Raw genomic sequence first — 19,938 nt, 5'->3', positions numbered from 1 at the left:
GCTGAAGCTGATGGAGGACGGACAAGTGGCTGAAATGAAACAACGTATCGCAGAGGAAGAAGCAGAGCTTAGCGCCGGAGGTAAGGTGGAGCTGACGCCTGAGGAACAGGCGGCTGAGCAGGAGAGAATCGTCAAACGGATTTCCGCCGAATTAAGCCTGCCGTTAACGAAGGTGAAGTCAGCGGTTGGTCTGCTTGACGAAGGCAACACGATTCCGTTCATCGCCCGTTACCGGAAGGAAATGACAGGGGAGCTCGACGAGAACGAGCTGCGCTCGATTGAAGAGAAGCTCCAGTATATGCGCAACCTCGAGACGCGCAAGCGTGAAGTGATCCGTCTGATCGATGAGCAGGGCAAGCTGACGGATGATTTACGTCAATCGATCATCGTGTCGGTTAAGCTGCAGGAAGTTGAAGATATATACCGGCCATACCGGCAGAAGCGAAAAACCCGAGCCAGTGTGGCGAAGGAACGCGGCCTTGAGCCGCTTGCCCAGTGGCTGCTCTCCCAGCCTCGCCAAGGCGAGCCGCTCCGCGAAGCAGAGCGCTATTTGGATGCAGAGAAAGGCGTGAATTCGGCGGAAGAAGCGCTGCAAGGGGCGATGGACATTATTGCCGAGCAGATCGCCGACGATGCCAAAATTCGCGCTTGGGTACGCAGATTCACGTTCGATAACGGTGTGCTGCGGACCGAAGTGAAGGATGCGTCGCTTGAATCGGTCTACGAGATGTATTACGACTATCATGAGCCCGTGAAGAGGCTGCCGCCGCACCGGACACTAGCCATCAACCGCGCTGAGCGGGAGGATGTGCTTCGCGTTTCTCTGGAGGTTCCTGTTGAGCGTGTACATGATTATATCGATCGTCAGATCGTTCGGGGCGGTACGACGCAGGTGATCAGGGATGTGCTCGTGAAGACGGTTGAGGATGCTTATAAACGGTTGATCGCTCCCTCAATCGAGCGTGAGGTGCGCGGCGAGCTTACGGACAAGTCGGAGGAGCATGCGATTCAAATCTTCTCTGCGAATCTCCGGAACCTGCTTCTGCAGCCGCCCGTGCGCGGCCATGTTGTCCTCGGCGTTGATCCGGCATTCCGGACAGGCTGCAAACTGGCAGTTGTCGATGAGACATCCAAGCTGATGGAGGTTGCTGTCGTGTACCCGACAGCGCCGAACAACAAGGTTGCGGAAGCGGAGAAGCTGATCGGCGGTCTGATGGACAAGTACAAGGTAGAGCTTATCGTGATCGGTAATGGGACGGCATCCCGCGAGACGGAGCAGTTCATCGCCAGCATGATCGGCAAACGCAAGGCGGCGGGGCAAGATAAGGGCCGCGACATCAAATATATTATCGTGAACGAGGCAGGGGCGAGCGTTTATTCGGCTTCTAAGTTGGCTGCGGAGGAATTCCCGGCGCTTGACGTAGCTGAGCGAAGCGCGGTCTCCATCGCCAGAAGGCTGCAGGATCCGCTCGCAGAGCTGGTGAAGATCGAACCGAAAGCCATTGGCGTCGGCCAATATCAGCATGATGTGAGCCAGAAGCGGCTTGATGAAAGCCTGGGCGGCGTTGTCGAATCGGCGGTCAACCATGTTGGTGTCGATGTGAACACCGCGTCACCTTCACTGCTCGCCTATGTGGCGGGAATCAATGCAACGACCGCCAAAAATATCGTGAAATACCGCGATGAGAATGGGATCTTCAACGAACGCAAATCGCTTAAGAGTGTACCGCGCCTAGGTGCGAAGACATATGAGCAGTGTATCGGCTTTATTCGCGTCCTGGAAAGCCCCAATCCGCTTGACCGGACACCGATCCATCCCGAGTCGTACGATGTGGTGGACAAGCTGTGCAAGGAGCTTGGTCTGAAGCTTGAGCAGCTCGGCAGCGAGCCGTTCAAAGCGGCTTTAATCGCTGTACAGCCGGAGGAGACTGCACCGAAGCTTGGAGTAGGGGTACCAACGCTTCGCGACATTTTAGACAGTCTGCTGCGCCCTGGACGCGATCCGCGGGAGGAGCTGCCACAGCCGATCTTCCATACGGATGTGCTCGACATTGAAGATTTGAAGCCGGGCATGGAGCTTAATGGCACGGTACGCAATGTCATCGACTTTGGTGCTTTCGTGGATATTGGCATTAAGAATGACGGGCTGGTTCATATCTCCCAGCTCAGCAATAAATTTGTGAAGCATCCGATGGACGTGGTCTCGGTCGGAGATAACGTAACTGTATGGGTGCTTAACGTTGACCTCAAGAAAGGCCGCGTTGGCCTTACAATGCGCAAGCCGGACTAAGGTGTACCGCCTAAACGACATAGAGAAGCCCTGACGAGTCGTCAGGGCTTCTCTATGTCATTCATTGTTCTTTTTTACAAGCACCCTACAAGCACAAACACTCCCAATGCGTGGAAGAGTCGGCGCTAAGGAGCGTAGGGGCTGCAACGTTTTTATTATAAACTGGCGCTGTCGTCGTTAGGATGCTGTTTGGTGCGGTAAAAGTACCAGCAATCGTTCAAAAGCCGGATTTGCCGCCGGTCTTTCTTCATAAAAGCACGCATCAATTGATTGCACAGCCACTGCGGCACATGCATCGCCCTCCTCCTGCCCATACTTGTGTAATAACTATGTATATGGGGATAGGCGGATGTCCGTGCAGGTCCCAGTGAATTCAACTCCTCCTGCGCCGCTACCTAAGCGGGCTTAGGCTTCCATCTCTTCTTCATACCATTGTTCAAGCTGTGCCTGCAGGGCACGAATTTCAGTGAGCAGCGAAATGAGGGGATATGATTTCTCTTCAACCGCAGAGAAGTCCCGTTCCAGCTCATTCATATAATCCAGGCCGGAGTATGGAAGGAGGGATTTGTCGTGCAGCTCTAGATCCTCGCATTCTCCGATCGCGTAAGGCAGCTGTGGAACATTGCTGGCCGTCAGCTTGTCGATTTCTTTATGCAAGCGCAGGTTAAGCGCGCTTAACTGATAAGCATGCGATGCAGGCATTTCTACGAATGAGATGCCTTTCGAGCCGTTCATGATAACATAACGCATTTGTGGCATAGTGGGGAAACCTCTCCTCTCGAGCATGTCGATACGTGATACTACTTGACAGTTTAGCGTATTCATCCTTTAAAATTCAAGTAATATCGTATATTCGGTGTACATAGTTGAAGAAGATGGATAGGAGGGACCGGACTATGACTGACGATAAGCTGCAAGCATGGGTTGAGCGGGTTTCGATGCAATATTTCAAGCTGCCGTTCCGTCATCTTGCAACCTTCAATCGGCGACTCAGGTCAACCGGCGGGCGCTATTTTACCAAATCGCATAACATTGAGATTAGTCCGCATCAGCTGGAGAACTACGGGGAAGAAGAGACCGAGAAGATCATTAAGCATGAGCTTTGCCATTATCATCTGCATTTATTGAAGCGGGGATACAAGCACCGGGACGCGGATTTCAAACAGCTGCTTGCACATGTAGGCGGATCGCGGTTCTGCAAGTCACTTCCCGGGCGTGAGCTGCGCAAGGCAGCGCCTTACCGGTACAAGCTCGTCTGCCGTAATTGCGGGATGGAGTACCTGCGCAAGCGCAAGATTGATCCAAACCGATATGCTTGCGGAACATGTAGAGGGAAATTATTATTATTTATGCTTGACTCAGCAATCGAATCATGATACATTATTTCTTGTCACTAATGACGTTCCCTGATAGCTCAGTTGGTAGAGCACTCGACTGTTAATCGAGTTGTCACAGGTTCGAGTCCTGTTCGGGGAGCCATTCATGGAGAGATACCCAAGTGGCTCAAGGGGACCCTCTGCTAAGGGGTTAGACTGCGCAAGTGGTGCGAGGGTTCGAATCCCTCTCTCTCCGCCATAACGATGAATGTGACGCGGGGCCGTCCAGGCGGCCCCTTTTGTTTGCCCTAATGGATCGGCTGTTGGATACATAGGCGAATGCATTCAAGAAATGTTTCAAAAAAAAGCTTGCACCATGTAATGAAAGTGTGTTATTATCTTACTTGTCGCTTGAAAGAGCTGACGCTGATGCACATCATTGCGGCCCGTTGGTCAAGGGGTTAAGACACCTCCCTTTCACGGAGGTAACAGGGGTTCGAATCCCCTACGGGTCACCATCTCAAGAGCCATTAGCTCAGTTGGTAGAGCACCTGACTTTTAATCAGGGTGTCGTAGGTTCGAGTCCTACATGGCTCACCATTTTTACAAGATATGCATTATGCGTATCACTTATATGCGGTCGTGGCGGAATGGCAGACGCACCAGCTTGAGGGGCTGGCGGGAGCAATCTCGTGGAGGTTCGAGTCCTCTCGACCGCACCATAACTTAACAATCCGCAATCCTTTGAGGAATCAAAGGATTTTTTTGTGCGTTCATTTTGTTTATCGACCGTAAGCTGCAGTGATCGTTAAGAGCGAGTCTTGACTTCAAAAAACTTCCTATGCTAAAATTTGATTGGTCGATCAAATAAAAAATTGAATGATCAATCAATTTTCGGGGCGGGGTTGGAATAGTGAGCAGGAGCAATGAAGAAAAGTCAAGCTTCATAGCCGAGGCAAGACGGGAACAAGTTATAGAAGCCACGATTCAAACCCTTGACGAGATGGGTTACGTGCATGCCAGTCTCTCGCAGATTGCCAAGAAAGCAGGTATTAGCACGGCGCTAATTTCATACCACTTTTCAGATAAGAGCGAATTGATGAATCATGTGCTATCGAAGCTTATTTCGAGTTCGGAATCCTATATATTGGAACGGGTGCGTCAGGAAAATACACCTAAAGGCAAGCTGACAGCATTCATAGCCGCAAGCTTAGCCTATCAAAGCTTACATCCTAAGCGAACTACGGCTTTGTTGGAAATTATCTTCCATGCAAGAACGCCCGATAATATTCCGTACTATAAATTAGGTGACGAAGACGAAGACGTACTCGTGCGCGAGCTTCAACAAATATTACGGGATGGACAAGACAAAGATGAATTTGGCCTATTCGATCCAGCTGTCATGGCTAGCATGATTCAAGGCGCGATCGGGGAATACATGGGGAATACCCCGATAACGCGGCAGGTCGATCTGGAGACTTACAGCGGTGAACTCGTTAATATTGTTTGTAAAGCGGTTAAAGAATAATCTTTCATGAAGAAGGTGAGAATGGTGTCTTCCAAATTAACGGACCAACAGCAAACGATCGCGGGTTATTCCGCTTCAACAGGGATCCTCCTATATGGAGGGTTCGGAGCAGCAGGACTTATAGTCGGTTACTTCCTTCCACGGATAGCCGCTTGGGCTTTGAAGCTGCCCTGGCTGCCGTTTCAAGGACCGCTGAAGCTTATTGATACATTCAATGGGCCCTGGTTGTCGTATATTCTGTCCTTACTGGGCTTAATCGCAGGCTTCGTGGTCGCCTATATCGCCATTAAAGAAAGTCTCATTGTATCTTTGACCGACCAAGAGGTGCAGTTGGATCAGAATGGACATAAGCAGACGATTGCGCATAGAGATATTGGGATGGTCTTCATGGATGGGAGACATCTAGTGATCCTTGGAAAGTCGGGGCAAGAGCTTGCACGGGAGAAAAGCGAAGAATCCGCGGCGAAAGCAGCGAATGATTTTTCCTATGCCTTCGTGAAGCACGGGTATCCTTGGGCCGCGAAGGGTGATCCTTATAAAGAGGAGTATCGGCGCTGGGTACCGGATACGCCAGATATTTCAGCGGCTGCTAATGCGGTACTGAAGGCTCGAGAAATCGCGCTGCAGAAAAAAGTGAAAGAGGAAATAAAGGATTTGCGAAAAGAACTCAATAAAATGGGATTCATCATACGCGATGAGGAAACGCGGCAATACTGGCGGCAAGTACCCGGAGAAATAACGAAGGCATTGTCGCCGTCTTTGTAAACTTTCTACGGATATGAAGTACTGGGTGTTGCTAGTTGCAAGATAAGTGCATATTATTATGTAGTGGATTGATTGAACGAACGTACCAACAAAACATATCTAGGAGTGGTAATTTGAGAAAGCAAAAACCAATGTCATTTGATGAATTGCTGAAGGACTTACAAGGGCAGAAAGCGTTTCAGGAAGATCCGGAACATGTTTCATTAGAGAAGCTGTTTAATGAGTCGTTCATGAGCAAGCATTCCAGCTTCAACGGTTTTGGAGCGTTTCTGGAGAAGGGCAACTTTCAAGTAAATACACATGAAGATATTCATAACATTCCTGATGAGCTGTTTGATCGGCATGTTCAGAGAGAAACGGATTTTGCGGATTGGAAATCCATGCTGGCTGCAGCAACTAAGGAATATGACAATAAATAATAAGCTGTGACATCCGCTGGCGGGGGCTGCGCAGCGCTCCTTGCGGTCATGGAATCCGCACCCACAACGAACCGTTCCAAAAATGGCGTATGATTGGCGTATGCGCATGCTTGGAACTTTTCGTTTTGTGCTGCAAAAAACGCAGCGATGGTATCATTTATTTATTTTTGCTAGGAGGAGGATGGCAATGACACGTTTCCTTTACTTATCGGATACCCATATAGGTGCTGAGGTCGTTGGCTTCCAGCAGCAGCCTGCCTATCCAGAGAAATTGGACGAGCTGCTCTCAACGGTTGCAGAGCTTGCGTGCAGCGGCGAAATTGATTTTGTTCTGCATGGTGGAGACATGGTAGATACCTGCACGCCGGCGACGATCGCAAGAGCGAAGCAGTTATTCGATCTCCCTGTACCGGTTTATCTTTCTCTTGGCAATCATGACTTGGACCGCGAGGACGCCTTATCGTTATGGCTAACCCATGCACCTGAATTTTTCATTGACCAATCCCCTCAATATACAATAGAGCATGCCGACTGTGACATTCATGTGACTCCGAACCAATGGGAGACGGGTATGCCCTACTATTGGCGAAGCCAGCAAGAGGCCTATTTCTTGGAGGATCAGCTGCACGTATTGGAAGAAGCGATTGCCAAATCCCGAGGGAAGAATCAATGGTTAGCCATACATAATCCCATATACGGCGTACCTAAGGAACAGAGCGGGGCCGAACATATTATTCATGACGCTCCTCCTCTATTTCGAGAGGTCGTTGTCACAATTATGGAATCCCATCCTGAATTAAGGGGGGTTCTGTCCGGGCACAGCCACATTAATACGCTGAAGCAGACGGAGGCTGGCGTGTACCTTTCTGCAAGCTCATTTATTGAGGCTCCATTCGAATATAAGATCATAGAGGTGACGCAGCAGTCGCTTTCCATCCGTACGCATGCGGTAAGCGGTCTGAGCTTCCAGGCGGATTATGATGCTGCCCGCAGCTTCGTTCAAGGACGTGAGATCGACAGGTCACTTCATTGGAGGCTATCTGAATAGAAGTTCAACATGTGGCAAGGTCCACTTGAGCCGCATGGCGCAGGAGTACTATGGCGGCATGGGTTACAGGTTTACAGGACAAATGCTCTTCGCTTTCCTTTCGGCATGAATTCGCAGATTCAATCAGGCGGTCGGTCTCTTTTTAAAGAAATCGGCGTCATTACCTGAGGACATCTGCGTATTCATGCCTTTTTTATAGTGGATTGTGTGCCATCGAGGCTAATATTCAAATATTCAGGAAAGCGGTTTCTTTTGTCTGATGTTACGGGATTGAATTGTCGCTATACTAAATTAATAAGCGAAATCAACTACCCCTTATAACTAAGGAGGTCGACATTTCAAAAAAATTTCTATGCAAATGTAAGCGCTTTTGGGGGCAGCACGTTTGTTGAATGATATCCGTCAGTCAGGTATACGAAAAAAATGGGAGGAATGAAAAGATGAAAAACAAAAAGTTAATCAGTCTGGTTATCGTATCGGTGTTAGCTTTGTCTATGGTCTTATCCGCTTGCTCCTCGTCAACAAAGACAGGAGGAAACAACGAACCATCGGGTAAAGAAACAACCATACGTTTCTCCACGTGGTATGGTCCGGGAGATATTGAAATTTGGAAAGAAGTCATAAAAAGATTTGAGGCGGATCACCCCACCATTAAAGTGAAGTTCGAGCCTCTGGAGTGGGATACCTATTGGCAAAAAATACAGACTCAGTTAGCTTCGAAAGCAGCGCCAGATGTAATTGGGATGCATGTTGGAGTTGTGTATGGCTATGCGGAGAAGGATCAGCTTGAATCCTTAAATAGCTACTTGGAAACGGGTGAGCATAAGATTGATGAGCTTCCAGAATCGCTGGCAGCAGAGGGACAATGGCCGAAGGATGACCCGCAGCAGTATGCATTGCCATGGCATTTTACCGGAGGCGCTCTTTTTGTAAACTTGACGGCGTTTAAAGAGGCAGGAATCGAGTATCCAGAACAAGGCTGGACCTTGGATGAATTTACGGAAGCAGCAGGGAAGCTTACTACATCAACAAGATTTGGTTTCCTGACCCCATCGTTCTCCATGAACGCCGGCCTCATGGGAGCATTCGGAACAGAGCCGACCACCGCGGATAAATTACACAGCAACTATAACTCCCCTGAAGTATTAGAATATAAAACCTGGCTGCATGATCTCATTTATAAATATAAAGTAGCTCCGAATCCGAAAGATGTGGATGGTAAAGTGGATCCATTCATAGCAGGCAAAGTGGCGATGTCCTTAGGCGGAGCATGGAATTTCCCGGTATACCGCAAAATTGAAAATTTTGATTGGGACATTGCCCCGATGCCAACAAGAGATGGTGTATCCAAAACGTATGCCGGTCCGGATATGCTGAGTCTCCCTAAAGACGGGAAGAATAAAGAAGCCGCATGGGAGTTTATACAATTTGCTGTTTTCGACGATAAAGCCCAAGAAATACTGCGAAATACGGGACTTCCGATGTTGAAGAAGGACTTGGCGGATGACACCGTTATTAACGAAATTGCCCAGCAAAAACCCGCCCATATCAAGCTGTTTCTTGAAGGTGCGACAACCGATGGAGTCGGCTATGCGTTTACGAAGAAATTTTTTGAAATCGCTAAGCTTGAGAACGATGCAGATGTGAAAATCATGCAGAATCCTAATCCCGATATCAAGAAGGAGCTCGAGAATCTGCATTCGCTCGTAAACAAAGAGTTTGAGAAGAAATAACGGAAAATTGGGGGATAGCCATGATAACTATCCCCTTTTTAAGGTGGTGTGTGAATGAGAAGCAATAGGGTACTAGCAAATTCCAGATTGAATAAACCGGTCAAAAAGAAATGGATCAGCCAGGATGCCGCGTGGGCGTTTCTATTATTGATTCCTTTGTTCATTGGGATCTTGCTGATCTACTCCTCGACGATCTTTGGATTTGTGATGAGCTTTACCAATTGGGATATTGTACGTAAGGCTGAATGGGTGGGGATCGAAAACTACAGAACCTTGGCGGAAGATGAACTGGTATGGAAAGCGATGCGCAATACCTTGTATTTTCTGATCATTGCCATACCGGCTAAATTAATTATTGGCTTAGCTTTGGCCGTTTTGTTGAATCAAAAATTAAAGGGCGTCAACTTTTTCAGGTTAACCTATTTTTTCCCTACTGCCTGTTCTGTAGTGGCGATTGCGCTTGTTTGGGGATATCTGTATGGAGTCGATGGCTTTCTGAATACCTTATTGCAAGGACTAGGCCTCTCAAAAGTGTATTGGATGGATGAACATAATGCAATGAATTCGATTGCTATTATGAGCTTGTGGGGGGGAGTCGGATACATTGCCCTGCTATTCCTTGCGGGATTGCAGAATGTTCCGCCTGAATATTATGAAGCTAGCCGTGTAGACGGAGCGAACAGATTTCAACAATTTAGAATGATTACGCTACCTTTATTAACGCCAACTACGTTCTTTATACTCATTACACAGATGATCACCGTATTTCAGATGTTCGGGGAAAATTATCTGATGCCCGGACCGCTAAACTCGACGCTTTCTATTGTTCAATATATATTCACGGAAGCCTTTCAAGGCTTTCGAATGGGTTACGCCTCAGCGTTATCCTATATTCTCATTTTAATTATTTTCATCATCACGATCGTGCAGTTCAAGCTGCAAAAAAAATGGGTGAATTACGATTTATAATGAAAGGAGAACGATATGGACCAAGCGAATAATAGCCCATTAAAATGGATGCAATACGTGCTTCTATATGGGCTGAGTGTAGTCATTATTTTTCCATTTGTTTGGCTCTTGCTTTCTTCGTTTAAAGACAATATTGAAATTATGTCAGGCAACCATATTATTCCGAAAAATTGGACATTCGATAATTACGTGACCATAATGACGGAGATCCCAATGCTTGGTTTTTTGAAAAATAGTTTGTTCATTACGGTCCTCGCAACGGTAGGCGGGATATTCGCTAGCGCAATGTCCGCTTTTGTGTTTGCCAAGTTGGTTTTTAAAGGGCGTAATGTTCTATTTACGATGGTATTAATCGTCATGATGATCCCAGGGGTCGTCACGATGATTCCGTTGTTCATCATTATTAAATCGATTGGGTTAATGGATAGTTTATGGGCGCTCATCTTACCCTCTTGGACAGGTTCGGCATTCGGCGTGTTCTTCCTCAGACAGCATATGATGTCGATTCCCCATGATTTGTATGAATCGGCCAAAATGGAAGGATGTAATCCGTTCCGCATCTTTATAGCCATGTATCTTCCTTTAATAAAGCCCGCGTTAGCCACTTTAGCGGTGTTGAACTTCATTGCGCATTGGAATGATTTGATCGGTCCGTTAATTTACTTGAATTCGCCGGAGAAAATGACAGTAACAGTCGGTATTTCTTACTTCCGAGGGCAATATGTAACGGACTATCCGGTTGTTCTGGCCGGTGTATTTATTAGTTTAATCCCTACCTTTATCGTGTTCTTGTTCTCACAAAAGTATATCACCAGAGGAATGCTCATTAGCGGCTTAAAATAATTCAACTATCGGCCATGTTCCAAGAGCATATTGGAAACAGGAGAAGCCTTGTGATGAGGCTTCTTTTGTTTGGTTCGTGAGACTGCTCCATATGGGCTGTAGGCAGAGCACCGGGTTGAAAATTTACAGCAGAAGCCATCTCTTGTATAGGGGTGGATGCAATTGATTATCGAGGGCACGCGTTTGGATAAAATACTCCAATAAAATGGACATTGTATGCAAGAAACAAGGTGATATAAAATGAGTCATGAGCGAAATGAGAATGATAATCATTGATATCGGACTTGGTTTCGTTACGACAACGTTCATATAGGAGTGGGTAGAACATGGCAAGGCTTGCAGGATCGCGTACCAACATGCTAAGGGGAATCATTGCTCTGCTAATTGTCATCACAGCGCTCGCGGGATGCGGCAATGCGCAGGAGAAGCAGCCGGAAGCGGAACCGTCGAATACAGGAAATGGAGCGGGTACAGGTTCGACTAATAACAATGGCGGACAGACAAACGGCAGTAGTGAAACGCGTGTCGTGAAGGATCACTTCGGAGAGGTGGAAATTCCGGTCAAGCCAAGGCGCGTAGCCGCCATTTATTTGGAGGACTATCTCGTTGCTCTGGGCGCAGAGCCGATTGTGCAGTGGTATCATCCATCCTGGGGAAAACAGGATTATCTGAACCTGAGTGTTCCGCAATTCGATATAACCGGCAGTATTGAAGCGCTCTTGGAAGCTGCGCCCGATCTCATCATTTCGGACGGGTACGCGGATGCCGCCATCTATGAGAAATATTCCAAGGTTGCCCCTACCTATCGCATGCCTGACGCCATTCTGGAGAGCGGCTCCACTGAAATCCTCACCAAGATTGCGGATCTCATGGGCGTGCCGGAGAAGGCGGAGGAACTGATCAAGGACTTTGAGCAGAAAATCGCCGATATGAAAGCGAAGCTGCAAACAGCGATCGGGAAGGAATCCGTTGCCGTGCTGCGTCTTAACATCGGCGAGAAGGATATCAACCTGCTTGGCATCAAGAATCGATTTGTCGGTTCCATTCTGTACAAGGAACTCGGCTTGACCGCACCGAAGCTGGTCGCGGAGATGGACAAGTTTATCGATACCCTGTCTATGGAGAAGCTACCGGAGCTTGATGCGGATCATATTATTATTCTGACTTCGAATGGGACATGGACATCACCCGAGAACCAAGAGGCCATTGATAACTTGCTGAACAGCCCGATTTGGAAAAGCACCCCTGCAGTCAAGAACGGCAAGGTGTACCAGGTTGAACGGACCTTCTGGCAATCGGGGGCTTTCCAGGCCAACCAGCTTAAGCTGAAGGACTTGGAGAAGTACCTGCTGCAATAGCGGAAGCGACTATCTTTAGAATAGCAAGGGGAGAGAGCATTTCAACAACACTGTTGAAGTGCTCTTGATTTTCATTTATAGTTAATTAGTGATAATCATTCTCACTATAAGAAATGGACTGATAAACCTATGCGTGAGGGAGTCCCGCAATCGGCTGTATCGCCCAGCCTGTTCTATCGATTGATCGGAGTGGCTGTTAACAAATATGGATCTCATGAGGAGCAGACGTCACAGAACAATGAGCGGTATCGGATCCTGGTTATTACCGACGGTGACGGGCGCCTCGTTATGGATGGAGAGGGCTACCGGCTTGAGCGCGGCAAATGCTTCATAGCAATGCCGGGCATAACGGTCAGAAGCGAAGCGGGCAAGCACGGTCTCATGTGTTATGAATTAACCTTCGAGGTTCTCCAGCTTATTGGGGAGGCCGGATTAACCGCTGCCGATGGACAGTCACACCCCTCGTTTCCATGCGTAGGAGAGGTCAACTGCAGTCCGTTCTCTCAGTGTCTGGAATGGGTCGAAGCTCTCTATGGCCAGTCCCTGTCGGAAACGGCCGACGAGTTGGCCTTGTTCGATCAGCATATGCGATTTCAAGAGCTGCTTCGCTGTATATTCAGGCAGAATCTTGCGGCTTCTCTTGTCCAGAGCAGCAGACAAGCCGTGGAGTCTACGATCGAGCTGCTTCGGAGAGATTATGGAGATCCATGGACCGTGAGCAGGATGGCGGCGATGGCCAACGTCGGCCGGTGGCATTACACGCGAATGTTCAAAGAGATGACGGGTCAGGTTCCGCTGCAGTACTTATCAGGTATCCGTATCGATCAGGCCAAGCATCTGCTGCAATCGACGGACGACCGGTTGTTCGACATCGCACAGAACGTCGGTTTCGGCAATGAATTTTATTTTAACCGCCGGTTCAAGCAGACGGTCGGTCTCTCGCCGGGTCAATACCGGCGCCATTACCGGGAGGATATCCGCGTATTCGCGCCCTTTCTGGAGGATTTCCTGCTGGCGGTCGGCATTACGCCGATCGTGCAATGCTCACTCTCGATGTGGGGCACGCAGTCGTATCTGGGGCTTGATCATATTCCCGCCGTCCAGCTAACGAATAAGCAAGTCGTCCCGCTTCCGTGCAAGCCGGACCTGATTATGGTGGACTGCGGTTTTCCCATGCAATGGGACTGCGGTTACTTCGAGAAGCAAGCTCCGCTCTACAGAATGTCCAATCAGGGCGAGGATTGGCAGGCAACCTTGCGCACGGTGGCGGATTTGCTCGGAAGAGGCAAGAACGTCAAGATTAATGAGGTCATCGACAATTATGAACGCAAAGCCGATGCAGCCCGGAAGAAGCTTCGCGCGATCCGTCATCAGACGGTTGCTTTCCTCCGGGTGAGTGCGGATGAAATTCTGCTATACGCCGGGCAGGATAAAGGATTCACGGGCCCTGTTCTATACGGGGATCTGGAACTGACGCCTCATCCGCTCGTGCAGCAATTGACAAGACATGTCAGGCGAGCTGCGTTGACGCCGGAATTGCTTGCGCGGCTGGATGCCGACCTCTTGTTCGTAACCTTCGAAATGTCGGAGCGCGAGAAGAAGAGACTACTAAGGACATCTCTTTGGCAGTCGCTTCCCGCCGTGCAGCATAACCGAGTCTTTGAGGTCGATTTTCTCAGCTGGATGAATTACGGCATTCTCTCCCATAGCAAGAAAATCGATGATGTGCTGCGCGTGCTCGCTTAAAGTGCTGCTTAGCGAAGAAGCGGCAGTGGCACATACTATTACGCAGATGCTTCTAAATACTCCGCCTATCTCATTGCTCTAACGACTCGGTCTTGGCCTTGTCGTTTTTTTGTTTGTTATTTTTTCATCTCATGGAGCAAAATGACAATAAACCAATTAACCAAACATCCTACGTTTGTGGTATGCTAATAAAAATCAACAGGTAACGAGCATCAAGGAGGAATGTAATACATGCTTCAGAAAACGAACCGCTTGACCTTAGTGGAGCAGGTTGCGATGCAGATGGAGGCTTTAATCGAGTCCGGACAATGGGCTGTTGGCATGCGGATACCAGCCGAGCCGGAATTAATGGACGAGCTGTGCGTCAGCCGCAACACGCTTCGCGAGGCCATTCGAGCCTTAATTCATGCAGGGTTGTTGAAGACAAGACAAGGTGACGGTACTTATGTCTGCTCATCGAGTGTTCTTGGAGCTGCGCTGCAGCGGCGAATATCCAGAACGAATGTGGTGCAAACGTTAGAGGTGCGGCATGCCTTGGAGAGAGAGGCTGCTTATTTGGCTGCCCAGCATCGGACAGACGAGGATGCGGCAGCGATGCAGGCCTGTTTGCAAGCATGTGAGCTGGCAGCGGAGGATAACGATAACCAAGCTTACGTTGCTGCGGATATACAGCTTCATCAAGCCATTGTCGCCGCTTCGCATAATGATATTCTGATCGAATTGTATGGTCATCTTATCGAGGCTGTTCAGGAGTCCGTCTCGGCCGTGCATAAACCGGGCAATCAAGCGATCTACCTGCTGACCCACAGACAGGTCATCGAAGCGATCATAGCCCGTGAAGGAGAAGCGGCGGCTGCATCCGTTCATCGCTACATCGAGGATTCGAAGCAGGAATCTGCCGGCGGCAACGGCAGCAGCAAGGAGATACTATTATGAGCGCGCAGAAGAACGAAGTCCTAGCTGCCGGAAGAGCTCAGTCAAACTCGAAGAGAGTGCTGCTGGTTCTTGGTTTGATCTTTATTGCGCTTAATTTACGGGCTCCTCTAACAGCGGTCGGACCTTTGATCGGTTCGATCCGGGACTCGGTGAACATATCGAATACGTTGGCGGGAACCATTACAACCTTTCCCTTGCTGGCTTTCGCGCTGCTCTCCCCGTTCACCCCTCTGCTAGCCCGGCGATTCGGTACAGAACGGGTCGTGCTGGTGGCATTATGCATCCTTGCCGGAGGTATTATACTTCGTTCTGTATCTGGTGCAGGGACCCTCTTCGGAGGGACGATTTTACTCGGTCTAGCGATTGCCGTGTGCAATGTCCTGCTGCCCAGCTTGGTGAAACGGGAATTTCCCCACAGGGTTGGTCTTATGACAGGCGTTTATTCCGTATCGATGAATATGTGCGGTGCCATAGCATCCGGTATAAGCGTTCCGATCGCCGTCAATCTGGGACTAGGCTGGCGCGGTGCCCTTGGCTGTTGGGCGGTGCTTGTGCTCCTCTCCATTCTGGTCTGGCTTCCCCAATTGCGCCCTGGCACGGACAAGCATAAGGCGGCAGAGCCTGTCCGAGTGCAGCGCTCATCGGGCAGCAGCAGCATGTGGCGCTCAGGGCTTGCTTGGCAGGTAACGCTGTTCATGGGCCTGCAATCTACGATTTTCTATATCGTTATTACCTGGTTTCCGCAAATTCTGGTGGACCGGGGGATGAGCTCCGATTCCGCGGGCTGGATGGTTTCGCTCATGCAATTTGCCCTGCTTCCAATCACGTTTATCATTCCCATCCTGGCAGGACGAATGGAAAGCCAGCGTATTCTGGTCATGATCACGGTAGTGTTATATCTGGTTGGCATAGGAGGTTTCTTCTTCGGCGGCAATGGATTCGTACCGTTATGGTCGATTATTCTGGGCGTTGCCATTGGAAGCTCGTTTAGTTTGGCGATGATGTTTTTTAGTTTGCGCACACGTGACGCCCATGACGCGGCGAAGCTTTCCGGTATGGCACAGTCGATCGGCTATTTATTGGCGGCAGCAGGACCAACGCTCTTTGGCATGCTGCATGATCAGACCGGAAGCTGGAATATGCCGTTTCTGCTGCTTGCCGCCGCAAGTCTGCTCATTCTGGGCTGTGGGCTGAGTGCTGCCCAAAATCGTGCGGTTTAACCTGCCGCCTGCTTGGAGACTTCCCAATAGAACATTGAAATGGCGAAGGAATGTTGCTGAGCGAATGAATGAAATGTTACAATTTAGAAAATTTACAGCTGAAGCCATCGCTAGTATGGGGAGGAATCCACTTGGAGGCCGTATATGCAGGAAGCTTCGATCCGATTACGCTGGGACATGCGTCGGTGATCGAGCGCGCTTTTAAATTATTTGACCGCATTCATATTGTCGTTGCTAATAATCGGGCAAAAAGTCACCGGTTTACGCTGGAGCAGCGCACGGAGCTTGTTCGACACTCGATTCAAGCTGAATTCGCCGCCCGGACGGTTATTACGCCCTTCGAAGGGATTGTCGCCGATTATATCAATGCCAACCGTATTGGAGCTGTGATCCGGGGCGTACGCAACGCAACGGATTTGGAATATGAGCTTCAGCTTGAGCAGTATATCCGTCATACGACGGCTGCCGAGACTGTATATCTCTCTCCTTATACCCAGCATATGCAAACAAACAGCTCGCTCGTCCGCATGTTTTTCCAATCCGGCAAGCATGAGCTTGCCAGGCAATTCATGTGCCCGGACGCGTTCGATCTGGCGCTGATCTACGAGAATGGAGCGTGAACATCGATGCGAATCACGGTACTTGGCCCTTGGGGGGCTTATCCGAAGGCTGGAGACGCTACGGCAGGTTATCTCGTTGAATACGATAATCGCAGCATGCTGGTCGATTGCGGAAGCGGCGTGTTGGCGCAGCTCCAGAACTATAAGCCGCTGCATGATCTGAACAGCGTACTTATTTCCCATCGGCATTACGACCATATCGCGGACCTGGGCTGCTTTCAGTATGCCTGCTTAATTGATACGGACCTTGAGCGGCGAAGCGAGCCGGTTCCGATCTATATCGCCGAAGATCCGGATCGGGAGCTCCCATATAAATCGATGAAAGGCTCCAGTATCGAGCGGATATTCGCAGAAGAACGCTTGGCGGAGGGGGAGCTCGAAGTTTCCTTCTTCCGAACGTTTCATGAAGCGTATTGTGTGGGGATGTCATTCGAGTACAAGGGGAAGAAGCTGGTCTATACGGCGGACACCTGCTACCACGAATCGCTTATCAGGCATTGCGCAGATGCCGATGTGCTTATAGCGGAAACCTCCTTCTATGCCGATATGAAGGATGCTAGCAAGTACGGCCATATGAACGCGGCAGAAGTAGGCCTGCTGGCCAAAGAAGCAGGCGTGGGCAAGGTCGTTCTTACGCACTTGCCCCACTTTGGCGACGTGGCTCAGCTCGCCTCCGAGGTAGCCGAAGTGTATGATGGTGAGATTATAACCGCATACAGCGGGTTGGTCATTACCTTATAAAAAAATAAGAGGAGCCGGGTGGATTTGAATGCCTGGCTCCTCTTATTATGTATGAATCCGTGGTTCCTATTTAAAGAATAAAAAGTGCGTAGGAAGTGACCTCAATGCCCCGTCGGAAGGCTTGTTAACGACCCGCCCATTGAATATGAGGGATGATGAACCGCCTCCGTCCAGATTGTATCCGTCTATTGCGCCGTAACGGGTGAGCAGGATCTGCATCTCTTGCAGTGTCGCGCCCGAGTTTCCATTCTCGTTATACCCGTCCGTCACGAGGAACAGAAGCTGATTATCTTTGTAATTGGCGATAACCGTTCGCGGTGCGCGTTTCGGACTTATCTGCCACTTGGCTGGTATAGGCTGCGGAACGCGATTCTTCATCAAAACGGGAACGAAGGATGCCCCGAATTTCGGCTTTTGCGCATCTAGCTGGCCCTTGCTGCGATAATTACCCCCGATCAGCTCCATGTCCTCGTTCAACCCGACGAAGAACAAGTCTTTGAACGTCGGCTCGAAGCCATTTACATACTTGCCGTTCACGACGGTCGTGCTGAGCGGGTATCGTTTCTTCCCGCTATCGGCAAAACCGCCCGCATTGACGCCTGCTACCGCTTGGTGTCGCTTGACGGCAGACAGGGTCGTCTCCGACTGGCCGAATTCGTCCTTGCCAAGCACCATTTGCATCGCCTTAGGCGTCTTGAGCTTAACCTTAAGGGCGTAGCCGGTGAAATTTTGCGCTTTGATCTTGAACAGCTGCGCGGTCAAGTTATCCGACTGCACCGTTTCCGAAGCAAACCCGAGCTGCCGGGTAATGCGCCGGTCATAAATCATGGCAGGCCTTCCGGATTGTGCAGATGCTGCTTGAGCGATCTGGCTCATATCCGCGTTGGTCTGATTGTACAGGGCGACCGATTTCTTGATCGACTGGGCGGTGGACATCGCGGTTTGTTTCGCTTGATCCAGACTGCTCGTAAGCTTGTCCGTATCGGATGCGGCAAACGTAATTTCAGATGCTGCCGATACCTGGGGAAACACGTCTTCGGGAAGTGTAATGGATAGATTGGCAGCCGTAAGCCAGAAGAAAATGCCAAGGAACGGGGCACAGACGATTAGACCGAAGCGGTTCAGTTGTTTGACGGAGAGTGTCATTTTAACACATCCAAGTCTTTCTTCAGCTCATTCAGCTGTTTCTTCACTTCGCTGAGCTGGGTGAACAGTTTATTGCTGTTGTCGGTCTTATTGCTGGCGTTGTCCTTCGAGAACTCGAGCAGCTCGTTCAAGGCGTCCACCTTGCCCTGCAGCTTAGCGATATCTCCTTTAAACTGTGCTTCCAGCTGTTTCAGCTGTGCCTCATAACCGTTCTGCATGGCTGTGATCTGCTGTGAGGTTTGCTGTCCGACTTCCAATGTGATGCTCTGCTTGATTTTGCCGCTATACCAAATCGCGCCGAGAATGCCGGTGCCGATCAGAATGATCCAAACGAACAAAAAAACGAGCACAGATGGCCCCGACTTCCTCCGGGACTGCCGTTCGTGCAGCGCGTGCACGGATGTTTGATACTCTGTATTCACTTGCTGAATCTCCTCCCCTATTATAGACGTCTATGACTGGTGAACTTGTTGCAGTCAAATAAGTAGGAATGTACATTGTACCATAGTTTGTGAGGGAGGGCATGTCGATAAGAACGCAGGCATCACTAGGTACAGCAGCAGCGCTGCAGTGAATGAACACGGTGCCTGGAAGCAGGATGGAAATAACGGCATAAGGTCTCGCTGGCGTATTTCAAACCGCTTGTTTTGGGTAATAGAAGATAAGCAGTTCTGCAGCCATGCAGCTGCTTGCTCCTCATTCGCAATGAAAGGTAGTGGACTCTATGACAGGTCAAACCAACAAAGTAGCGTTCTTACTGGCGAGCGATTTCGAAGATTCTGAGATGAAAAATCCATATGATGCCATTACTAAGAATGGGCAAGAAGCCGTTATTATCAGTTTGCAGAAGGGGGCCGAGCTGACAGGCAAGAAAGGCACCATTTCCTATACGTCTCACTATGCCGTAGATGAAGCGGCTCCGGGCGATTACGACGCCCTTATTATCCCGGGCGGCAAATCTCCGGAACATCTATTAACGGATGAACGGGTGCTGGAGTTTGTCCGGCAGATGGACAGTGAGGGGAAGCTTATTGCCGCCATATGCCACGGACCTCTACTGCTTGAGAAAGCAGGATTGATTAAAGGAAGGAATTTAACGGCTTACCCGGCGCTGCATGCCGAAATGAATGATGCCGGCGGCCGCTTTATTGATAAAGAGGTTGTTGTGGACGAGAACTGGGTGACGTCGCGGACGCCGGAGGATGAGCCTTACTTTATTGAAGCGATTATTAAGAAACTCGGTGTAAACGCTTATTGAAG

General features: G+C 49.5%; 20 protein-coding genes and 5 tRNA genes. 21 read left to right on the top strand and 4 right to left on the bottom strand.

The features are described from left to right. Positions 1 to 34: 34 nt before the first annotated feature. Positions 35 to 2,290: a Tex family protein gene (locus tag NNL21_RS08840; protein WP_204817940.1), complete on the top strand. Its 2,256-nt coding sequence runs from the start codon at positions 35 to 37 to the stop codon at positions 2,288 to 2,290. Between the two features lie 155 nt (positions 2,291 to 2,445). Here NNL21_RS08840 and cmpA read toward each other — a convergent pair whose 3' ends face one another. Continuing rightward, positions 2,446 to 2,580, bottom strand: a complete 135-nt coding sequence (gene cmpA / locus NNL21_RS08835) for a cortex morphogenetic protein CmpA (protein ID WP_204817941.1) — start codon at positions 2,578 to 2,580, stop codon at positions 2,446 to 2,448. A 115-nt stretch (positions 2,581 to 2,695) separates the two neighbouring features. After that, positions 2,696 to 3,049 (bottom strand): hydrolase/acyltransferase, encoded by a 354-nt coding sequence (locus tag NNL21_RS08830; protein WP_204817547.1) that lies wholly within the window; start codon positions 3,047 to 3,049, stop codon positions 2,696 to 2,698. Between the two features lie 137 nt (positions 3,050 to 3,186). Here NNL21_RS08830 and NNL21_RS08825 point away from each other — a divergent pair, with 137 nt between their 5' ends. The 19 genes from NNL21_RS08825 (at position 3,187) to NNL21_RS08735 (ending at position 17,532) form a co-directional block, all read left to right on the top strand. Continuing rightward, on the top strand, positions 3,187 to 3,666 hold the full coding sequence (locus NNL21_RS08825; protein WP_204817548.1) for a SprT family protein: 480 nt from the start codon (positions 3,187 to 3,189) through the stop codon (positions 3,664 to 3,666). A 27-nt stretch (positions 3,667 to 3,693) separates the two neighbouring features. After that, a tRNA-Asn gene (locus NNL21_RS08820) sits at positions 3,694 to 3,769 on the top strand. Between the two features lie 5 nt (positions 3,770 to 3,774). Next, positions 3,775 to 3,865: transfer RNA gene (locus NNL21_RS08815), tRNA-Ser, on the top strand. Positions 3,866 to 4,049: 184 nt separating this feature from the next. Further along, positions 4,050 to 4,124: transfer RNA gene (locus NNL21_RS08810), tRNA-Glu, on the top strand. A gap of 6 nt (positions 4,125 to 4,130) precedes the next feature. Further along, a tRNA-Lys gene (locus NNL21_RS08805) sits at positions 4,131 to 4,206 on the top strand. A gap of 36 nt (positions 4,207 to 4,242) precedes the next feature. After that, a tRNA-Leu gene (locus tag NNL21_RS08800) sits at positions 4,243 to 4,328 on the top strand. A 191-nt stretch (positions 4,329 to 4,519) separates the two neighbouring features. Then, on the top strand, positions 4,520 to 5,134 hold the full coding sequence (locus tag NNL21_RS08795) for a TetR/AcrR family transcriptional regulator (RefSeq protein ID WP_309145316.1): 615 nt from the start codon (positions 4,520 to 4,522) through the stop codon (positions 5,132 to 5,134). A 6-nt stretch (positions 5,135 to 5,140) separates the two neighbouring features. Continuing rightward, entirely contained in the window at positions 5,141 to 5,899 is a 759-nt protein-coding gene (locus NNL21_RS08790) for a YqeB family protein (RefSeq protein ID WP_256555132.1), read from the top strand. A 131-nt stretch (positions 5,900 to 6,030) separates the two neighbouring features. Further along, on the top strand, positions 6,031 to 6,318 hold the full coding sequence (locus NNL21_RS08785; RefSeq protein ID WP_204817944.1) for a hypothetical protein: 288 nt from the start codon (positions 6,031 to 6,033) through the stop codon (positions 6,316 to 6,318). Positions 6,319 to 6,505: 187 nt separating this feature from the next. Further along, complete coding sequence (locus NNL21_RS08780; protein WP_204817549.1) at positions 6,506 to 7,366, top strand: metallophosphoesterase family protein; 861 nt, start codon at positions 6,506 to 6,508, stop codon at positions 7,364 to 7,366. A gap of 440 nt (positions 7,367 to 7,806) precedes the next feature. Next, a complete protein-coding gene (locus tag NNL21_RS08775) occupies positions 7,807 to 9,099 on the top strand; it encodes an ABC transporter substrate-binding protein (RefSeq protein WP_204817550.1) in 1,293 nt (430 codons plus the stop codon). Between the two features lie 54 nt (positions 9,100 to 9,153). After that, the gene (locus tag NNL21_RS08770; RefSeq protein WP_204817551.1) at positions 9,154 to 10,068 is read left to right on the top strand and encodes a carbohydrate ABC transporter permease; all 915 of its coding nucleotides are present in this window, start codon (positions 9,154 to 9,156) and stop codon (positions 10,066 to 10,068) included. A 15-nt stretch (positions 10,069 to 10,083) separates the two neighbouring features. Next, positions 10,084 to 10,911 carry a carbohydrate ABC transporter permease gene (locus NNL21_RS08765; protein WP_204817552.1) on the top strand — a complete coding sequence of 276 codons (828 nt, stop codon included), beginning with the start codon at positions 10,084 to 10,086 and terminating at the stop codon, positions 10,909 to 10,911. 326 nt (positions 10,912 to 11,237) lie between these two features. Continuing rightward, entirely contained in the window at positions 11,238 to 12,269 is a 1,032-nt protein-coding gene (locus NNL21_RS08760; RefSeq protein WP_204817553.1) for an ABC transporter substrate-binding protein, read from the top strand. A 129-nt stretch (positions 12,270 to 12,398) separates the two neighbouring features. Next, positions 12,399 to 14,015 carry a helix-turn-helix domain-containing protein gene (locus tag NNL21_RS08755; RefSeq protein WP_256555131.1) on the top strand — a complete coding sequence of 539 codons (1,617 nt, stop codon included), beginning with the start codon at positions 12,399 to 12,401 and terminating at the stop codon, positions 14,013 to 14,015. Between the two features lie 231 nt (positions 14,016 to 14,246). Continuing rightward, positions 14,247 to 14,951, top strand: a complete 705-nt coding sequence (locus tag NNL21_RS08750) for a FadR/GntR family transcriptional regulator (protein ID WP_204817554.1) — start codon at positions 14,247 to 14,249, stop codon at positions 14,949 to 14,951. Beyond that, entirely contained in the window at positions 14,948 to 16,171 is a 1,224-nt protein-coding gene (locus NNL21_RS08745; protein ID WP_204817557.1) for a CynX/NimT family MFS transporter, read from the top strand. Before NNL21_RS08750 ends, NNL21_RS08745 begins: the two co-directional genes overlap by 4 nt. Before the next feature lie 131 nt (positions 16,172 to 16,302). Next, the gene (gene coaD, locus NNL21_RS08740) at positions 16,303 to 16,791 is read left to right on the top strand and encodes a pantetheine-phosphate adenylyltransferase (RefSeq protein WP_204817559.1); all 489 of its coding nucleotides are present in this window, start codon (positions 16,303 to 16,305) and stop codon (positions 16,789 to 16,791) included. Positions 16,792 to 16,797: 6 nt separating this feature from the next. After that, positions 16,798 to 17,532, top strand: a complete 735-nt coding sequence (locus tag NNL21_RS08735) for an MBL fold metallo-hydrolase (RefSeq protein ID WP_204817561.1) — start codon at positions 16,798 to 16,800, stop codon at positions 17,530 to 17,532. 66 nt (positions 17,533 to 17,598) lie between these two features. Here NNL21_RS08735 and NNL21_RS08730 read toward each other — a convergent pair whose 3' ends face one another. Next, positions 17,599 to 18,678 carry a phosphodiester glycosidase family protein gene (locus NNL21_RS08730; protein WP_204817563.1) on the bottom strand — a complete coding sequence of 360 codons (1,080 nt, stop codon included), beginning with the start codon at positions 18,676 to 18,678 and terminating at the stop codon, positions 17,599 to 17,601. Next, positions 18,675 to 19,100, bottom strand: a complete 426-nt coding sequence (locus NNL21_RS08725) for a hypothetical protein (protein WP_256555130.1) — start codon at positions 19,098 to 19,100, stop codon at positions 18,675 to 18,677. The genes NNL21_RS08730 and NNL21_RS08725 overlap by 4 nt, the downstream gene beginning before the upstream one ends. A 302-nt stretch (positions 19,101 to 19,402) precedes the next feature. Between NNL21_RS08725 and NNL21_RS08720 the strand changes: the two genes are divergently transcribed. Beyond that, complete coding sequence (locus NNL21_RS08720) at positions 19,403 to 19,936, top strand: type 1 glutamine amidotransferase domain-containing protein (protein WP_204817565.1); 534 nt, start codon at positions 19,403 to 19,405, stop codon at positions 19,934 to 19,936. The last annotated feature ends 2 nt before the right edge of the window (positions 19,937 to 19,938 follow it).

Source organism: Paenibacillus mendelii (assembly GCF_024498075.1).
GTDB lineage: Bacteria > Bacillota > Bacilli > Paenibacillales > Paenibacillaceae > Paenibacillus_Z > Paenibacillus_Z mendelii.
This window is presented reverse-complemented; position numbering and strand designations above follow the sequence as displayed.